General features: G+C 49.3%; 18 protein-coding genes. 4 read left to right on the top strand and 14 right to left on the bottom strand.

Going from position 1 to position 15,730, the window contains the following annotated elements; translation table 11 throughout:
* Positions 1 to 182: 182 nt before the first annotated feature.
* Positions 183 to 1,049 (bottom strand): AbiJ-NTD4 domain-containing protein, encoded by an 867-nt coding sequence (locus D6C13_RS04445; protein ID WP_120131617.1) that lies wholly within the window; start codon positions 1,047 to 1,049, stop codon positions 183 to 185.
* Positions 1,050 to 1,959: 910 nt separating this feature from the next.
* Between D6C13_RS04445 and D6C13_RS04450 the strand changes: the two genes are divergently transcribed.
* Positions 1,960 to 2,493 carry a hypothetical protein gene (locus D6C13_RS04450; protein ID WP_120131618.1) on the top strand — a complete coding sequence of 178 codons (534 nt, stop codon included), beginning with the start codon at positions 1,960 to 1,962 and terminating at the stop codon, positions 2,491 to 2,493.
* A 293-nt stretch (positions 2,494 to 2,786) separates the two neighbouring features.
* Here D6C13_RS04450 and D6C13_RS04455 read toward each other — a convergent pair whose 3' ends face one another.
* Both D6C13_RS04455 and D6C13_RS04460 read right to left on the bottom strand, forming a co-directional pair.
* A complete protein-coding gene (locus tag D6C13_RS04455; protein ID WP_244212631.1) occupies positions 2,787 to 3,389 on the bottom strand; it encodes a zinc ribbon domain-containing protein in 603 nt (200 codons plus the stop codon).
* Between the two features lie 9 nt (positions 3,390 to 3,398).
* Positions 3,399 to 3,641, bottom strand: coding sequence for a hypothetical protein (locus D6C13_RS04460; protein WP_120131673.1), 243 nt, complete (start codon positions 3,639 to 3,641; stop codon positions 3,399 to 3,401).
* A 166-nt stretch (positions 3,642 to 3,807) separates the two neighbouring features.
* Between D6C13_RS04460 and D6C13_RS25860 the strand changes: the two genes are divergently transcribed.
* Positions 3,808 to 4,017 (top strand): hypothetical protein, encoded by a 210-nt coding sequence (locus D6C13_RS25860; RefSeq protein WP_120131619.1) that lies wholly within the window; start codon positions 3,808 to 3,810, stop codon positions 4,015 to 4,017.
* Between the two features lie 311 nt (positions 4,018 to 4,328).
* On the opposite strand, the gene D6C13_RS04475 is transcribed toward D6C13_RS25860, so the two are convergent.
* Positions 4,329 to 5,033, bottom strand: coding sequence for a pirin family protein (locus tag D6C13_RS04475; protein WP_120131620.1), 705 nt, complete (start codon positions 5,031 to 5,033; stop codon positions 4,329 to 4,331).
* Positions 5,034 to 5,143: 110 nt separating this feature from the next.
* Between D6C13_RS04475 and D6C13_RS04485 the strand changes: the two genes are divergently transcribed.
* The gene (locus D6C13_RS04485) at positions 5,144 to 6,049 is read left to right on the top strand and encodes a LysR family transcriptional regulator (RefSeq protein ID WP_120131622.1); all 906 of its coding nucleotides are present in this window, start codon (positions 5,144 to 5,146) and stop codon (positions 6,047 to 6,049) included.
* A gap of 44 nt (positions 6,050 to 6,093) precedes the next feature.
* Here D6C13_RS04485 and D6C13_RS04490 read toward each other — a convergent pair whose 3' ends face one another.
* The 10 genes from D6C13_RS04490 to D6C13_RS04535 all read right to left on the bottom strand — a co-directional run bounded on the left by D6C13_RS04490 (position 6,094) and on the right by D6C13_RS04535 (position 13,284).
* Positions 6,094 to 7,077, bottom strand: a complete 984-nt coding sequence (locus D6C13_RS04490) for a glutathione S-transferase family protein (RefSeq protein ID WP_120131623.1) — start codon at positions 7,075 to 7,077, stop codon at positions 6,094 to 6,096.
* Positions 7,078 to 7,249: 172 nt separating this feature from the next.
* Positions 7,250 to 7,642, bottom strand: a complete 393-nt coding sequence (locus D6C13_RS04495) for a DoxX family protein (RefSeq protein WP_101074992.1) — start codon at positions 7,640 to 7,642, stop codon at positions 7,250 to 7,252.
* Between the two features lie 238 nt (positions 7,643 to 7,880).
* Complete coding sequence (locus tag D6C13_RS04500; protein WP_120131624.1) at positions 7,881 to 8,165, bottom strand: YqjK-like family protein; 285 nt, start codon at positions 8,163 to 8,165, stop codon at positions 7,881 to 7,883.
* Complete coding sequence (locus tag D6C13_RS04505) at positions 8,162 to 8,569, bottom strand: phage holin family protein (protein WP_120131625.1); 408 nt, start codon at positions 8,567 to 8,569, stop codon at positions 8,162 to 8,164. The genes D6C13_RS04500 and D6C13_RS04505 overlap by 4 nt, the downstream gene beginning before the upstream one ends.
* 2 nt (positions 8,570 to 8,571) lie before the next feature.
* The gene (locus tag D6C13_RS04510) at positions 8,572 to 8,874 is read right to left on the bottom strand and encodes an ElaB/YgaM/YqjD family protein (protein ID WP_120131626.1); all 303 of its coding nucleotides are present in this window, start codon (positions 8,872 to 8,874) and stop codon (positions 8,572 to 8,574) included.
* A gap of 158 nt (positions 8,875 to 9,032) precedes the next feature.
* Positions 9,033 to 9,410 carry a DUF1090 domain-containing protein gene (locus tag D6C13_RS04515; protein WP_120131627.1) on the bottom strand — a complete coding sequence of 126 codons (378 nt, stop codon included), beginning with the start codon at positions 9,408 to 9,410 and terminating at the stop codon, positions 9,033 to 9,035.
* A 141-nt stretch (positions 9,411 to 9,551) separates the two neighbouring features.
* The gene (gene mzrA, locus D6C13_RS04520) at positions 9,552 to 9,935 is read right to left on the bottom strand and encodes an EnvZ/OmpR regulon moderator MzrA (protein ID WP_120131628.1); all 384 of its coding nucleotides are present in this window, start codon (positions 9,933 to 9,935) and stop codon (positions 9,552 to 9,554) included.
* The gene (locus tag D6C13_RS04525) at positions 9,932 to 10,615 is read right to left on the bottom strand and encodes a DedA family protein (protein WP_120131629.1); all 684 of its coding nucleotides are present in this window, start codon (positions 10,613 to 10,615) and stop codon (positions 9,932 to 9,934) included. The genes mzrA and D6C13_RS04525 overlap by 4 nt, the downstream gene beginning before the upstream one ends.
* Before the next feature lie 410 nt (positions 10,616 to 11,025).
* Positions 11,026 to 11,802, bottom strand: a complete 777-nt coding sequence (exuR, locus tag D6C13_RS04530) for a transcriptional regulator ExuR (RefSeq protein ID WP_120131630.1) — start codon at positions 11,800 to 11,802, stop codon at positions 11,026 to 11,028.
* Between the two features lie 189 nt (positions 11,803 to 11,991).
* Entirely contained in the window at positions 11,992 to 13,284 is a 1,293-nt protein-coding gene (locus D6C13_RS04535; RefSeq protein ID WP_120131631.1) for an MFS transporter, read from the bottom strand.
* Positions 13,285 to 14,253: 969 nt separating this feature from the next.
* On the opposite strand from D6C13_RS04535, the gene uxaC reads away from it, so the two are divergent.
* Entirely contained in the window at positions 14,254 to 15,666 is a 1,413-nt protein-coding gene (gene uxaC / locus D6C13_RS04540; protein ID WP_120131632.1) for a glucuronate isomerase, read from the top strand.
* Positions 15,667 to 15,730 lie beyond the last annotated feature (64 nt).

The following is a 15,730-nucleotide window of genomic DNA, read 5'->3' on the forward strand; positions in this document are numbered from 1 at the left end:
ACGGGTTTACGATCGCTGATACCGGTCATGAAGTCGTTAAATTCATTTAGGCCTTCCTCGATTGCCATCAGATGTTCTGCTGTACATCTATTCTGGTTTCCTCCATTTAAAATCTCTCATTATTGTTTTTAATCGATAATCCTCTGCTAATGTTGGTTCTGCATCAGAATGGAGGTGTCAGTCTACTGCGGCAATTCCGACAATTTAGCTTTCAGGAAATTGCAAAACGCACTGCATGTAACCAACATAAACTTGGCGTCTGCATAAGAGGGGGGCTCTGACTCATCCGTTAACGCATGGCGAATACCGCCACTGTCGCTGGTATAACCATATAACTGTAGAAAGGCGCGCTTTAAAGCGGGATGAAAAGAGCATGTTTTTTCGAGTTCTGTTAGTGCATCACTGAACTTTTTCGTGTTGGTGCCAGCTAACGTGTTGCATAAACTTTCTACTGCGGAAATGGATTCTTTAATCGAATTACGATAATCAGGAGATCTGCGGTCAGATAGCAACGATAATGCTCTCTGGAAATGGGATTTTACAGAGTTCCCGTTTTCTTCAAGGGCTGTCTCTATTGCGTTAATCTCATTATCATCACTGACAGCAACAAATTTAGAGCCAACAAATCTATAAGCTGAATTTTCACGTTCAAGCATATGATTAAGAAATTTGTCCGCTTTACTTCTTACGTTATCCGTTAAGTTGAATTCATTAAATATAAATTCTACAAAATCATATGCTTTCCACCACTTTGTTGAACTGCTCAAAAAAAACTTACGACAGACTGAGAATGCACAATCATCCGTCAAGGTTTCTAAGTAATCGTAAGAAAAAAATCGTGGGCATCCATCAAGGGGTAACTTAAAAAAAGTAAACCAAATTCTTCTTGCAACACTATCTAACTGAGAATTAGTTTCGTGATTATTTTCATCCCAGAAGCAAACCTGCAATACATTCCACAGTCCATTGCGTAACTCTTCATCCATCGACTCCAGTTGAATGGCTTTCACTAAAGGGGTGATTCCCATTCTTTGAGAAAACAAGGTCATCTTTCTTCCTCATGCCATTACCAGTAAGTGTGAATAATGATTGGAATTTCTATTGATGTCCATAATTTGAATGGTAAAAGTACCATCCATCCTTGTGAATATGCTGGACTTGTTCAAACCTACGGAATTACCTCGAATAGAATCTTAAAAGTGCCGAAAGGCCAACAAAAGATAAGTGTAATAATAAATCAATTAATTGATTAATAAGTAGATTCTTTAGAATCATGGCAAAAGAACCAGCTCTTAGAGGGCTATCGGTTAAGTACCGCAACCCATGAGCCAGAGGCGTAATCACAAGCAGGATATTTTTCCATCAACCGGTTGCATCTTGATGGGGTATCAATAATCCAGTTCCAGGGGAAACATCCCTCCCGCTATATGCCCCATGTGATCAGTAGTTAGGTTATAGCTGTCCTATAATCACCTTCTTGCATCGATTCAGCAGTTAATTCCCATTATTAAATTAAACCACTGGTTTTTTGAACATATAGCAAAATTCCGCCTAAAAAGACCTGTAATCGTTTATCGCAGTTATCCTGGCTATCATGTCAAGAATAGTAAAAAACCCCGGAGAATCGATTTGACGACCTTGTGGGGCATAAAATAGGCGTAATCAGTAGAATTTAGATGTGTAATGAAGGGGGGCGTGGTAGCATTAAGTTTCTGGTGATCATGGATCCCAGAAACGAAAAAGCAGCTATCAGGTAAATGGCCTTGGAACCGACACCCGATAGCTGCTCATGCTCCAGTTCAGAGACTGAAGCGGCTCAACCAAATATTTGCAGATCTGGTTAAGCCGTGCGTAACATTACGGCTAATTGACGCAGATTTCCAGAAGATTTTGCGTTATATCAAACCTTGCTTACGTCTCTGCTCTGGTTTTATCCGTTATGAAATGGAGTAAACCATTATGACAGCGAAAGATTTTAACCAGCGTAAGGTCACTGACGATTACGCACCCGATCAAGCCCGCCAAAAACTAACTTCCTTCTTCGAAAACCATCCAGTTGCCTTGGAAACAGTGCAAACCCTGAATCGCACGCAAGCGTGTGTTCTTGCTGCACTCTTGGATGATAAATCGATTACAACATCAGGCTACACCATCCCTGCGGATTACGGTGTAAAGCGTGCTTCTGCGGTAATCCACGCATTAGATAAGGAATATTCATTTCCGATATCGAGTCGTCGTGTCGAAACAGAATCAGATGTTGGCAATCGAACTAAACAGTCACTATTCTTCATTACCCGAGAAGACCAAGAACGATTGAAAGTCGAGCCAGAAGTAGTATTCAAAGAACGTCATGATAGTGCCTGCCGTAAGAAGGAAAGCCAGGCGCAGAAAGAGATCAAACGCTTAGTGAAAGAGTACGGTGAAGATGGGGTTCGCGAGCTTCTTGAGCGCACGGCGAATGATGAAGCCGGCCCAGATTCCAATGCGGGTTAATTAACGCAGCCAGAACATAGTCGGAGCTTCGGCTCCGGCTACATCTAAGATACTATATAAATAGATTAAGACCTGAACTACCTGCCACTCAGGCAACACCAGATATTTGAAAATTACAGCGAGGAATTCTCGTTGTCCCCCCAGTATTGTCAGACAGCGGTGAGAACACACCAGCGTGAAAAATAGCCTGCTGAATATTTCCCGGTAAGTCAGTTACAGACGCAAAGGGGATGGCGGAACCCCTCCGGGGGCGGGATATGGGGTAGCGTAAGCCACTACCCCAGAGAACAATTTTAACGGAAGTCCTTCATGGTGAACCTGTGCGCGATATCCTCGGAACTGGTGTAAACCTCTGTTATCATCAATATTGCATTTTTGATGGAAAACTCCACATTGAAATCGACAATCCCCGATCCGTTCCATCGGTCAGAACTCTGTCCTGATTCAGTCCAGATCACATTATTGCCAGAGAGCTTGCAGTCGAATGAATATTGATTACCATCAGGCGGACGATGATAAGAGATTTTAAACACGCCTGCCGGATTAGCTTTTACAGTTTTGATCGTATTTACTTCACGCCCGAACATTCCGCTGATTGCAGCCTTACAAACCTGAGCAGCCGTAAAAGGTGCCGTTGAAGCCGGAGCCAGATTTACGGGAGCAGCGGTTTTGAGCCTGATTTCTCCCATTGAGGCCGAAGCGCTTTCCGTGGATGCATGATTGCTACCTGACGATTTATCATCAGTAAACGCGATCCACCCAGTCCATCCAATTACTGCCAGCAAAAAGACTCCTCTGAGCGGCGAAATATAAGGTTTTTTTACTCCGCAGGATGGGCATACCTTCGCGCTGCTCGAAATGCTATGCCCACATTCACGGCATTTTTTCATTGCCATATCCGGGCCTCAATCGTTGACTTCAACAGTCCAGCGACCGCCGCGATCCTTGATGGTGTACTCATACACATCATCGCAGAACACAGTAAAAGCGTTGCTAAAGTGGGCAGGATAGACTCCATTCACCTTGTTACATTGATAGTCTGCCGCCTGGATTAAGGCCTTCGCCTCTGCCTTCATTTCCGGCGAACCGTCATCTGCATACGCATTACCCGCCAACAATCCCAGCACAACCAGAAGTATTTTTTTCAAAGTCATCTCCTTGAACAAAATTGAAATAATAAAAAACCTAAGATTTATCTTAACCACGTTGATCAATTAATTCGATCTTAAAGGTCAGTATTTTCGATCGAACGAGGTGTAAACTCCGTGTATGAATTGTGAGCAGCGCAAAGTTACCTGAAAGGAGCAGATTGGAATGAAGCGGTTTTCTTTGGTTTTTTGCGCTTTATTGGCGTCATTCAGCGCCGTCGCCGGACGGATCACCATGAGTGCACCAGAGCAGTCAACGACGGAGAGCGGACAAACATTGTGTATCTACAGCAACTCGATCTACACGTTTACATACGTCACGAAGTCAAAGCATTGTCCGTACAGCAAGACGTTCGATACTGAGAACGCCGAGTAAATCAGGTGCGATTGGTTGATGCGTAGGCGGACTTTATCCGGGATACAAAGTGGGATACAGTACGTGATACATGACTAACGTGGCGCTTGATTGCACCAGTGTATTGTTAGAACGAGCCGACTTAACGGTCAACTCCCTCGTCAAAAGAAAGCCCGCGTAGCTAACACTACGCGGGCTTTCGCCTTTTCCGGTCATCATTCCAACTGCCGATGCGTTGGCTACTCTTACTCACCCGAATCACTTACTTCAGTAAGCTCATCGGGATTCATTCGTTTGCCGCCTTCCTGCAATCTGAATGATTCGGGGACGTTCTATACCGGCATATCAATCAGCAGCGCCCGTAATGGTGTAATGGCGGAAACGGTCAGGCTGTTTTCCTGATGAATGAATGCGCCATCGCCACAGGCCAGTTTTTGTAGCTCACGGCTGACCGTACCCTGCGCATCAATCTGTCCGTGAATCGATTGCAAATAGGCGCGCGGTCCACGTACTGACAGCGTGATTTGCTCACCTGCTCCTAAATCCAGATGATGGATCCACACGTTTTGCCGCAACTGCAGGCTGCCATTTTCCCCGTCCGGTGACGCCAGCAGGAAATGCGGGGTGTCCGGCAGCGTCATTTTCTGCGTGAGTGGATTTTCGTGCTCGGGACAGGCATCCAGCCACAACTGCATCCGTGTCAGCGGCTGACTGGCGCTGGTGTTCAGTTCGCTGTAACTGACATTGGGCTGTGTTGATAATAATGCGGCTTCACCGGCCTGCGCCCGGATGCTGTTACCTGCGCTGTCGCGGTATTGTGCCGAACCGTGTAACACCAGATTCAGTACATCCACGCGCGGATAAGTGCGCGGCTGGAAACTGGCTCCCGGTGCCAGCACTTCCTGGTTCAGGACGCGCAGGGATGCATAACCCATCAGCTTGGGGTCAAAATAGTGGCCAAAGGAAAATGTATACCGTGCCTGGAGCCAGCCAAAGTCAGCGGTACCGCACTCTTTTGCCGTTCTGCTGGTGATCATGGCGGTCGCCTCTCTTAAAAATTTCGATGTATAAATGGTAAGCGTCTGGACGTGCGATTGTTAGCCAGTTAATCTGGTCGCTATATTCAAATTTCCTGAAAGAGAAGAGAATGGCTAAGGATCGCGCACTCACACTGGAAGCCTTGCGGGTCATGGATGCGATTGATCGCCGGGGCAGTTTTGCCGCTGCCGCCGACGAGCTGGGCCGCGTCCCGTCTGCACTGAGCTACACCATGCAGAAGCTGGAAGAAGAGCTGGACGTGGTGTTATTTGACCGCTCAGGTCATCGGACAAAATTCACCAACGTTGGCCGCATGTTGCTCGAACGCGGGCGGGTTTTGCTGGAAGCTGCCGATAAGCTGACCGTCGATGCCGAAGCCTTAGCGCGCGGCTGGGAAACGCACATTACCATCGTGTGTGAAGCCTTATCGCCTGCCGCACAGTTATTCCCGCTGATTGAGAAGCTGGCGCTGAAAGCCAATACGCAAGTTTCGCTGATAACCGAAGTGCTGGCCGGAGCGTGGGAGCGTCTGGAGCAGGGGCGTGCGGATATCGTCATTGCGCCCGATATGCATTTCCGGTCTTCTACCGAAATTAACAGCCGCAAGCTGTACAAACTGGTCAGTGTGTATGTGGCCGCACCGGATCATCCGATCCACCAGGAAGCCGAACCGTTATCCGACGTCAGCCGGGTAAAATATCGCGGCATTGCCGTGGCCGATACCGCCCGTGAACGCCCGGTGCTTACCGTTCAGTTGCTGGATAAACAACAGCGCCTGACTGTGAGTACGATTGAAGAAAAACGCAAGGCGCTGCTGGCAGGATTAGGCGTGGCGACGATGCCTTATCCGATGGTCGAGAAAGACATCGAGGAAGGGCGTCTGCGGGTGGTCAGCGCGGAATATAACCGCGAGACGGATATCATCATGGCGTGGCGTCGTGACAGCATGGGCGAGGCGAAAGCCTGGTTCCTGCGCGAAATTCCAAAGCTGCTGGCTACGCGCGAACCGAAGTAATTTATGACGCCTTCCCTTTTTACCTGGGGAAGGCGTGAAACCGATTAGAAACGCGTATCGCGGCCGTGCTCAGACTCTAAATCCTGTGCCGGTCCGGTCGAAATAATCCCGTAAGGATTGATGGTCGCGTGGCTGCGGTAATAGTGATTACGGATATGGGCAAAATCCACCGTGTCACGAATGCCCGGCATCTGGTAGATATCGCGCAGGAAACCGTACAGATTCGGGTAATCGCTGATGCGGTGACGGTCGCACTTGAAGTGCGTGACGTACACCGGATCAAACCGCACCAGCGTAGTCCACAGACGCAGATCGGCTTCGGTCAGCTGGTTACCCGTCAGATAACGGTGCTTGCTCAGCAGTTCCTCGGCACGGTCCAGCGCCGCGAAAACACCGTCAACCGCTTCATCATAAGCGCCCTGAGACGTGGCAAAACCAGCCTTATAAACGCCATTGTTGATCTGCGGATACACCCACTCATTAACCTCATCAATCGCCGGACGTAATGACGGCGGATAATAATCCCCGGCTTTTGCACCCACGGCATCAAACGCGCTGTTAAACATGCGGATGATATCGGCGGACTCATTGCTGACGATGGTTTGCTGTTTTTTATCCCACAGAATAGGCACGGTGACGCGGCCGGTGTAATCGTACTGCGCCCGCAGATAGATTTCATACGCGTAATTGAAATGATACAAATCGTCGCCGGTTGCCGCCGGGAAATCAGTACCGAAAGTCCAGCCATGCTCGAGCATCAGCGGATGAACGACAGAAACCGGAATGATATCTTCCAGTCCTTTCAGCGTACGCATCAACAATGTGCGGTGCGCCCACGGGCAGGCCAGTGAAACATACAAATGGTAGCGGTCGCGCTCTGCGGTAAATCCACCCACGCCGTGTTCGCCCGGCGTACCATCGGGCGTTACCCAGTTACGAAACTGTGCTGCTGAACGTTTGAAATGACCCCCGGTCGATTTGGTGTCGTACCAGGTGTCCTGCCAAACGCCATTGACGAGTTGTCCCATGCTTCCTCCTTTCCCGTCATCCTTCAGGGCGCCTTGATGCAACCCGAATGATTCAGGGGAGATGTACAGATAAGTCATAAAAAAGGGCGAGGTGATAAATCACATCGCCCTGCAGGTTATTTTTTGTCTTATTTAATTATAGCTTGGTTGCTGCTCCCTGGTGCCGGGGCAATTACCAGTTTTTCTTGATCAGGCGGTCGATGCTGAATGCGCCCGGGCCGGATGCGAACAGAACGAAGAAACCACCTGCGATGGACAGGTTTTTCATGAACATCATCTGGTTCACGCCCTGTGCGAAATCAGTGTGGAAGATAAGCGCAGTCAGAATGGTAAAGATTGCAGTGATCAGCGCGGTAGTACGGGTGAAGAAACCAAACAGAATTGCCAGACCGCCGCCAAATTCTAACAGGATAGTCAGTGGCAGGAAGAAGCTCGGCACGCCCATAGAGGTCATGTAACCGGCCGTCGCGGTGTAGCCGTTAATTTTGCCCCAGCCTGCAACGATAAACAGGATTGGCATCAGAATACGGGCAACCAGCAAAGCGGTGTCTTGTAACTTAGTCATTTTCTACTCCAGATTGATATGCCCAAAGGGGGCTAAAAGTGTTACCGGCCCGGTCAGAAAATGTTTCATGCCGTTACCGCATCAGTTGATGACGAGATAATAAGTCGGATGGTTGCGCTTTGTTAGCAAGTAAAACTGTTGGAATGCTTCAAATTAATTGAACAGCGGAGGGATTGTTATTCAAAAAGAAAAGGGCTGATTATTTCCAATCAGCCCTTTTAACAGGAGGAGGTTGAGGCTATTTGTTGCCGATGGTTTTACGAAACAACCTGACGGTTCCCCAGATACCAAAAGCACGCCGTGACCAGCGGACGACCGCACTAGGATGACGGATACCGTAAACTGCCAGCAGGCTTGAGCCCACGACCAGATACTTACGCATATCCACCAGTTTTACCCAGTAATGATCGATTTTCGCGGTAGCCTCCAGCCAGTCAGAACCGGCCTGAGAAAGCTCGCCACGCTGACGCTCAATTTTGCGCAGCAGCCTGACTTTTTCGATAGCGCGGTCCGGAATACTCATTGCTCGTCATCCTTTTCCAGCAGGGCGCGGTCGACGTCCAGCTGCTTGCGGGTGAGGCTGAGCAGGGTGGAACGTTTGGCTTTCGCCAGCGTCATTGCGCCAAGGATCACTGCCAGAAGCAGCAATACGCCGGTTGTCGTCGCTATCGCGGTCAGACGATAGGCCGGATCGATGGCCCAGAAGAGAACCACCAGCAAACTCATAAGACCAAAAGCGGTAAATATCAGGGTAATACCGGCCATGAGCAGCAATTGGAAAATATTGGCCTTTTCCTCTTCCAGCTCAACAACGGCCAGTCTGACACGCGTTTCAACAATGCTCACCACGACAGTGGCGATGCGGGAAACGATGTCAAACAGCCCTTTACCCGGTCCTTGTGGTGCAGGTTTGATTGGCTCTGCCATAATTAGCGGCGGGCTAACAAAACGCCGATAATAACGCCGACTGCGGCACCAATACCGACGCCAGTCCAGGGTTTATCATGTACGTAATCGTCGGCTTTGCCGGCAATTTCTTTAGTCTGATAGGCAATCTTATCGCCCGTATCGCTCAGACGTTCGCGGGTATCTTTGAGCAGGGATTCTGCTTTGCCACGCAGTTTATCGAGTTCAGCTTTCGGCTTATCGGTAGAGGTCTGGAGAACTTCTTCCAGGGTGTCTGCCAATGACTTGAGTTCAGCGCGCAGTTGTTCTGATGTATTACTAGCCATGTGTAAGTCACTCCATACGTTAACTGATTCGAACTTTTAACATAGCGGATATTCAGGTGATCGCAAATGCGAATAATCTGTTAAGACCCACAGAAACCCTGAAAAATCCGCTATATCGCGGTAAACCTAACTCCGGAAATCGACTCTGGCAGAGAGAATTACTTGCCTTCAGCTTCTTTCAGTTCAGACTTTGCTTCATCCAGTTTCTGCTGCTTTTTGATCACTTTGTCATGGTCGCCTTTGGCCTGAGCTTCTTTCAGCTCTTGCTCACGTTCCGCGACTTTTTCATGTTTTTCTTCAATATTTTTCTGCTTTTCGGCTTTTAAACCGGCATCGGTACAATGCGCTTTATTCTCGCGCAGCGCTTTTTCCAGTCCGTCTACACGGTTCTGATTCTTGTGCGCACGGGCTTCGTCGATTTGTTTCTGGATTTCGTTTTGCTTGGTCACACAGCTTTCAGGCTGAGAGGCCGCAAAGCTGACCGTGGTGAACAGCAGGGCCGGGGCTAAAACAAGGGCAGTTAACGTCAGTTTCATCTTGTGGCTTCCTTTTGATGGTTAAGTGAGTGTGGCACTTAATTCCCTAAATAATTAGTCGAGTGGATAACTCGCTTTAAATGATATCACCGCTGAATGAACGGTGATATCGGATGAATCTTCCCTGAAACGCTAAGAAGATTATCCAAACTTCAAACGGTCGCGGTCCAGTTTCTGGAGCCACGCTTTTTCGGTTGGCGGTTCGTAGAACTGAATCATAAATCCTGGCGGCAGAATGTCCTGCAGGGCTTCTTCTGCCAGTTCGCGCTGAGATGCAGAATCCAGCTGAACCACCAGCCCGTCATTGAGCGGGGTGATGCTTTTGATATGGATGCCGCGCTGACTGAGACTCTGGTAAACATAAAAACCGTCAGGCAGCGACGTCCCGGTTCTGGCGGGACGGATTTGCAACGCGCTGGCAGGAACCGGCAGGCGCGATAATGCCAGCCCGAACATGGCCACGATCGCCACTAACATGAGCATTCCCGGCCAGAAAAATGACCGGCTTTTCAGCCTCTGACTCATGATGTGCTTTTACCTTTGTTCTGGCGATCAGCATGTTTTTTCCGCCACAACACCACGATTGACCCCACCAGACCGCCGATTAATAACAGCAACGGCAGCAGCATCAGGCAGTTCATGACCTGATCCTCATACTTGAGGAACAGCGGAGTTTTGCCGAGGAAATACCCCAGCGACGTCAGGATCAGGATCCACAACAGTCCGCTGACCCAGTTGAAAAACTGAAAACGGCTGTTGCTCAGGCCTGACAGACCGGCAATCGTTGGCAGGAGTGTGCGGACAAATGCCAGAAAACGGCCAACTAACAGCGCCGAAAGGCCGTGTTTATGGAAAAGGGCATGTGCGCGTTCATGGTAATGCACGGGAAGATGTGCCAGCCAGCTTTGAACTATTCGCGTATTTCCCAGCCATTTTCCCTGTGCGTAACTGAGCCAGCAACCCAGACTGGCGGCATTGGTGAGCAGGAAAATCGTGAGCGGGAAATTCATGGCGTCTTTGGCAATCAATACACCCACCAGGATCAGGAGGCTGTCGCCGGGCAAAAAAGCCGCAGGAAGCAGCCCGTTTTCCAAAAAAATGATCATGAATAAAATCAGGTACAGTGCCCAGACCAGTGAAGGGTCCGCGAGAGTTTTATAATCTTGTTGCCAGAGGGCATCGATGAGCGCGCTGATAATTTCCATCTGTCTTGTGAAACTCCATCATTTTCAGTGAGTCAGCAAAAGCATCAGCGGAGAAATTGTCTCGACGCTGCCTGCGGGGCTGATTAGGTAGCCAAGTCCGTGGCCGGTTCTTTGTTTCTGAAACCGTTGTTTCTGATGCTGTTATTTCTGATCCCATTGTATTTACGCGCCATTTTGCTTTCTGAAACGCGCATCAAACGGGTAAAAAAAGTGGTCTAACTGTAACAAAATACCAATAACTCAGACAGGTAAATATAGCGCGTTGAGACCGATCATTTAAGTCTGAAGCGCGTTTGGGAAAGGGTTTTACATTGGCTGACACTACTCGACAGTGCCTGACAGGTTCAACGGGGGAGAGCGCAGAGAGAGTAAAACGGCAGGTTGGGGGGATTAACCTGCCTTAAAGGGAATTATTTGGTGTTGAGTAAAGGGGGCTCGAGATGAACAACCGGGTTTTCTGAGTAAAGATAACGGTCTACATTGAACTCAAAATCATCACTGGTCGCGCGGAAAAGCATTTGTTTGGTGTTTTCCAGATGCTGCCACATTGCCAGTTTTGCGGCGTGCGGATCACGGCGGATCAGGGCTTTGAGGATCAGGTCATGATCCTCACACCAGCTTTCAATCGATTTCTCATCGATATGCTCATGCAGTTTGCGCCAGTAAGGGTTGTGCAACCGCTGACTCCACATCTTCTCAACAATGGTCGCCAGGGCGCTGTTTTGCGTCGCCTGTGCAACCTGCACGTGGAATTTCAAATCCCACTCAGAATCACGAAAACGATCTTCCTGTCGTGCATGTTCCTGAATTTCCATCAGACGCATGATGTCCTGCTTCGTCACCTGGGTCGCAGCGAATTCAGCGATGTTACTTTCAATCAGCTGACGTGCCTGTAAAAGTTCAAACGGACCGGAGGTTCCAAACTCACTTCCACAATCGGGCACGACAAGATGGCGCTGCTGGTTGGACATGACATGAATGCCCGACCCTTTTCGCACTTCCACGTAACCTTCCACTTCGAGCATGATAATCGCTTCACGCACCACGGTGCGGCTGACATCCATTTCATCGGAAATCAGACGTTCGGCCGGTAACTTCTCGCCAACCGGGTACAAACCCGTTTCGATCCGTTCCTTGAGCGTGGCGGCCAGTTGTTGGTAAAGGCGTCTGGTGTCTGTGGATTCCATATGAGTGCTCTTTAAAGTAGTGAAACCTGTAAGAAGTAAGTGTCGGACAGACCTGTGAACTTATTATACAAGTAGCAGTATACGATTTACGAAAGGCTGTTGCACCGTGCATTGGACAGAAAGGTTTTGGAGAAATGTCAGAAAACAGCAAAGCCCGGTAAAAGAATTACCGGGCTTTCGTGCTGGTGATCAGGCTTTTGCGGTTTTAAGCGCAGCCGGAGCCACTTCTGCTGCGGACCGGTTTTGCAGAACGGTCCAGATGATGATGGCACCCAGCAGGTCGAAGACCGCAAGAGCTGCAAACAGCGGGCTGAAACCAATGGTATCGGCCAGTGCACCCACCACCAGGGCGAACATGGTACTTGCCATCCAGGCTGCCATACCGGTCAGACCGTTGGCTGTCGCCACTTCGTTACGACCGAACACGTCAGAAGACAAGGTGATCAGCGCACCGGACAGAGACTGGTGAGCAAAGCCACCGACACACAGTAAGGCGATAGCGGCGTACGGGCTGGTAAACAGGCCAATCATGCCAGGGCCAATCATCAGAACCGCACCCATGGTCACGACCATTTTACGGGAAACGATCAGGTTCACTTTGAAGTACTTCTGGAATAACGGTGGCAGATAACCGCCGAGGATACAGCCGAGGTCAGCGAACAGCATCGGCATCCAGGCAAACATCGCGATTTCTTTCAGGTTAAAACCATACACTTTGAACATGAACAGCGGGATCCAGGCGTTGAATGTCCCCCAGGCAGGTTCAGCCAGGAAACGTGGCAGCGCGATACCCCAGAACTGGCGGTTACGCAGGATCTGCCAGGCAGACATTTTTTTGCCGTTGTCAGTCTGATGCTGTGCTTCCTGACCTTCCAGAATGTACTCACGTTCTTCAGGGCTGAGTTTTTTCTGATCTTTAGGATGCTTGTAGAACACCAGCCAGCTCAAAGCCCAGACCATGCTTAATGCACCGGTAATGATGAAGGCTAGCTGCCAGCTGTGCATCACGATGCACCAGACCACCAGGGGTGGCGCAATCATCCCGCCGATAGAAGAACCGACGTTGAAGTAACCGACGGCAATAGAACGTTCTTTAGCCGGGAACCATTCGCTGCTGGCTTTCAGCCCTGCAGGGATCATCGCGGCTTCAGCCATACCGACAGCGCCGCGGGCGATAGCCAGACCACCCCAGCTGCTGGCCAGTGCAGTCGCCATACAGAAGACGGCCCACATAATGGCAAACATCGCGTAACCGACTTTGGTGCCCATCACGTCAAGCACATAACCGGCCACCGGCTGCATCAGGGTATAGCAGGCGGAATAGGCGGCGATAATATAAGAATATTGCTGTGTGCTGATGTTCAACTGGCTCATCAGCGTTGGCGCTGCGGCGGCAATGGCGTTACGTGTCAGATAACCCAGGACCGTGCCGCATGTAACCAGCGCGATCATGTACCAGCGTAACCCTTTAATCTTAGCCATTTAACTCTCTCCCAGTAAATAATCCGGCGATGACAGCGACAGGCTGTCAGGGCGTATTTCGCACCACCTCAGTAAGCGTGGGTTCTGGCTTTCCTTAACGTTTTCCGGGTATCACGCCGCCAGAGAATTTCACTGGGAGCTGCCCGATGCTTGTACGCACTGCGTTATTGTTATTTGTGCGTATTGATCCGATGAACGTCCTGGACACCAGAATGAATGCTTCGCCATGGTCTGATTGAGCCCGGGAAGTGATTTGCCCGGGCAACAGCGAAAGGACGTGGCAGGTAATCTCTGAAGCTCTTGTCCGGGCGAAGCAAAGATAACTTGTCATACAGATTTAAAATTTGAATGACATCACAAAACCACATTTAAATTGTGTGGTTGCTTAAGTTTTTTAACTTCACGGTTATTTACTTGATTTTACAATGAAAGTTGTATTTTTCTTGACGTGGTTCACACTTTTCATTGGCGAATTAACAAAGATGAAAGAATTATAGAAACGTAATTGGTGTGACAACTTTACGAAATAATTACATCTAATGTGAACAGTTAATGAACAAGATCATTTGCCCTGAATTGACTGATAAAGTGTCTTTCAGATAAGAAGTTCAATCAAAAAGGCCTGTGCAGCAGGCTGGCAGGATGGTGCAACGCGCAGGCAGAAAACGGGAAAGGCGCAAAAAGGTGTCAAAGCCGTTTTGTCACATTTGGTACGAATTAACTTGTCATACAGATTTAAAGTTTGAGTGACATCACAAAATCACACTGTGATTGTGAGGATAATAAGAGCCAGAGTATTAAAGCCTCAACGTTATTATTTAACAGAGAGTTAGTGTGTATTTTCGGGCCTGGATCGTCGGTTTCTGCGGGTGCATACCCCTAAAAAGAGCTGGACGACAATCTAAATTGGTGTGATAACTTCGCACCATTGAGTGATAACTCTACAGAATTCATGATGAGGAACCTAAGATGGCGCAGTTTTTAACGGAAGACTTCCTTCTCGACACAGAATTCGCACGTCGCCTGTATCACGACTACGCGAAAGATGAGCCAATTTTTGACTACCACTGCCATTTGCCGCCTGAGCTGATTGCGCAGGACTACAAATTCAAAAACCTGTATGACATTTGGCTGAAAGGCGATCACTACAAATGGCGCGCGATGCGTACCAACGGTGTGCCTGAGCGTATGTGTACCGGCGATGCCAGCGACCGCGAGAAGTTTGACGCTTGGGCGGCAACGGTTCCTCACACTATCGGTAACCCGCTTTACCACTGGACGCACCTCGAGTTACGCCGTCCGTTCGGTATCACCGGCAAACTGCTTTCTCCATCTACAGCAGGCGAAATCTGGGAACGCGGTAACGAATTGCTGGCGCAGGATAACTTCTCTGCCCGCGGCATCATGAAACAGATGAACGTGAAAATGGTCGGCACCACTGACGACCCGATCGACTCCCTTGAGCATCATAAAGCCGTTGCTCAGGACGGCAGTTTTGATATCAAAGTGCTGCCAAGCTGGCGCCCGGACAAAGCGTTCAACATTGAAGCCGTGACTTTCGTGGATTATATGAAGAAGCTGGAAGCCGCGTCGGACGTGTCCATCACCCGCTTCAGCGATCTGCGTGATGCCCTGAAAAAACGTATGGATCACTTTGCCGCGCACGGTTGCAAAGTGTCTGACCATGCGCTTGACGTCGTGGTTTACGGCGAAGCGGATGACGCAACGCTGGACGGCATTCTGTCCCGTCGTCTGAACGGCGAAACGCCAACTACGCAGGAAATTGCCCAGTTCAAAACCGGCGTTTTGTTGTATCTGGCTTCTGAATATCAGCGTCGTGAATGGGTACAGCAGTACCACATTGGCGCGCTGCGCAATAACAACACCCGTATGTTCCAGCTGATTGGCGCAGATGTTGGTTTCGACTCTATTAACGACCAGCCGCTGGCAGAACCGCTGTCAAAACTGCTGGGCGCACAGGGTCTGGCCGGTGGTCTGCCAAAAACCATTCTGTACTGCCTGAACCCGCGTGATAACGAAGTGATCGGCACTATGGTCGGTAACTTCCAGGGTGAAGGGATGCCGGGCAAAATGCAGTTCGGTTCCGGCTGGTGGTTTAACGACCAGAAAGACGGCATGCAACGTCAGATGACACAGCTTGCCAATCTGGGCTTGCTGAGCCGCTTTGTCGGCATGCTGACCGATAGCCGCAGCTTCCTGTCTTACACGCGTCATGAATATTTCCGTCGCATCCTGTGCCAGATGATTGGCCGCTGGGTAGAAGATGGCGAAGCGCCGGCAGATATCGAACTGCTGGGTAACATGGTGAAAAACATCTGCTTCGATAACGCGAAACAATATTTCCAGATTGAACTGAACTAAAACGTCTGAAGGAGCGCAGGTTCCTGCGCTCCTGATAATAAATACTGAAATAACAAATCATTAT

This window comes from Rahnella woolbedingensis (assembly GCF_003602095.1).
Taxonomy (GTDB): domain Bacteria; phylum Pseudomonadota; class Gammaproteobacteria; order Enterobacterales; family Enterobacteriaceae; genus Rahnella; species Rahnella woolbedingensis.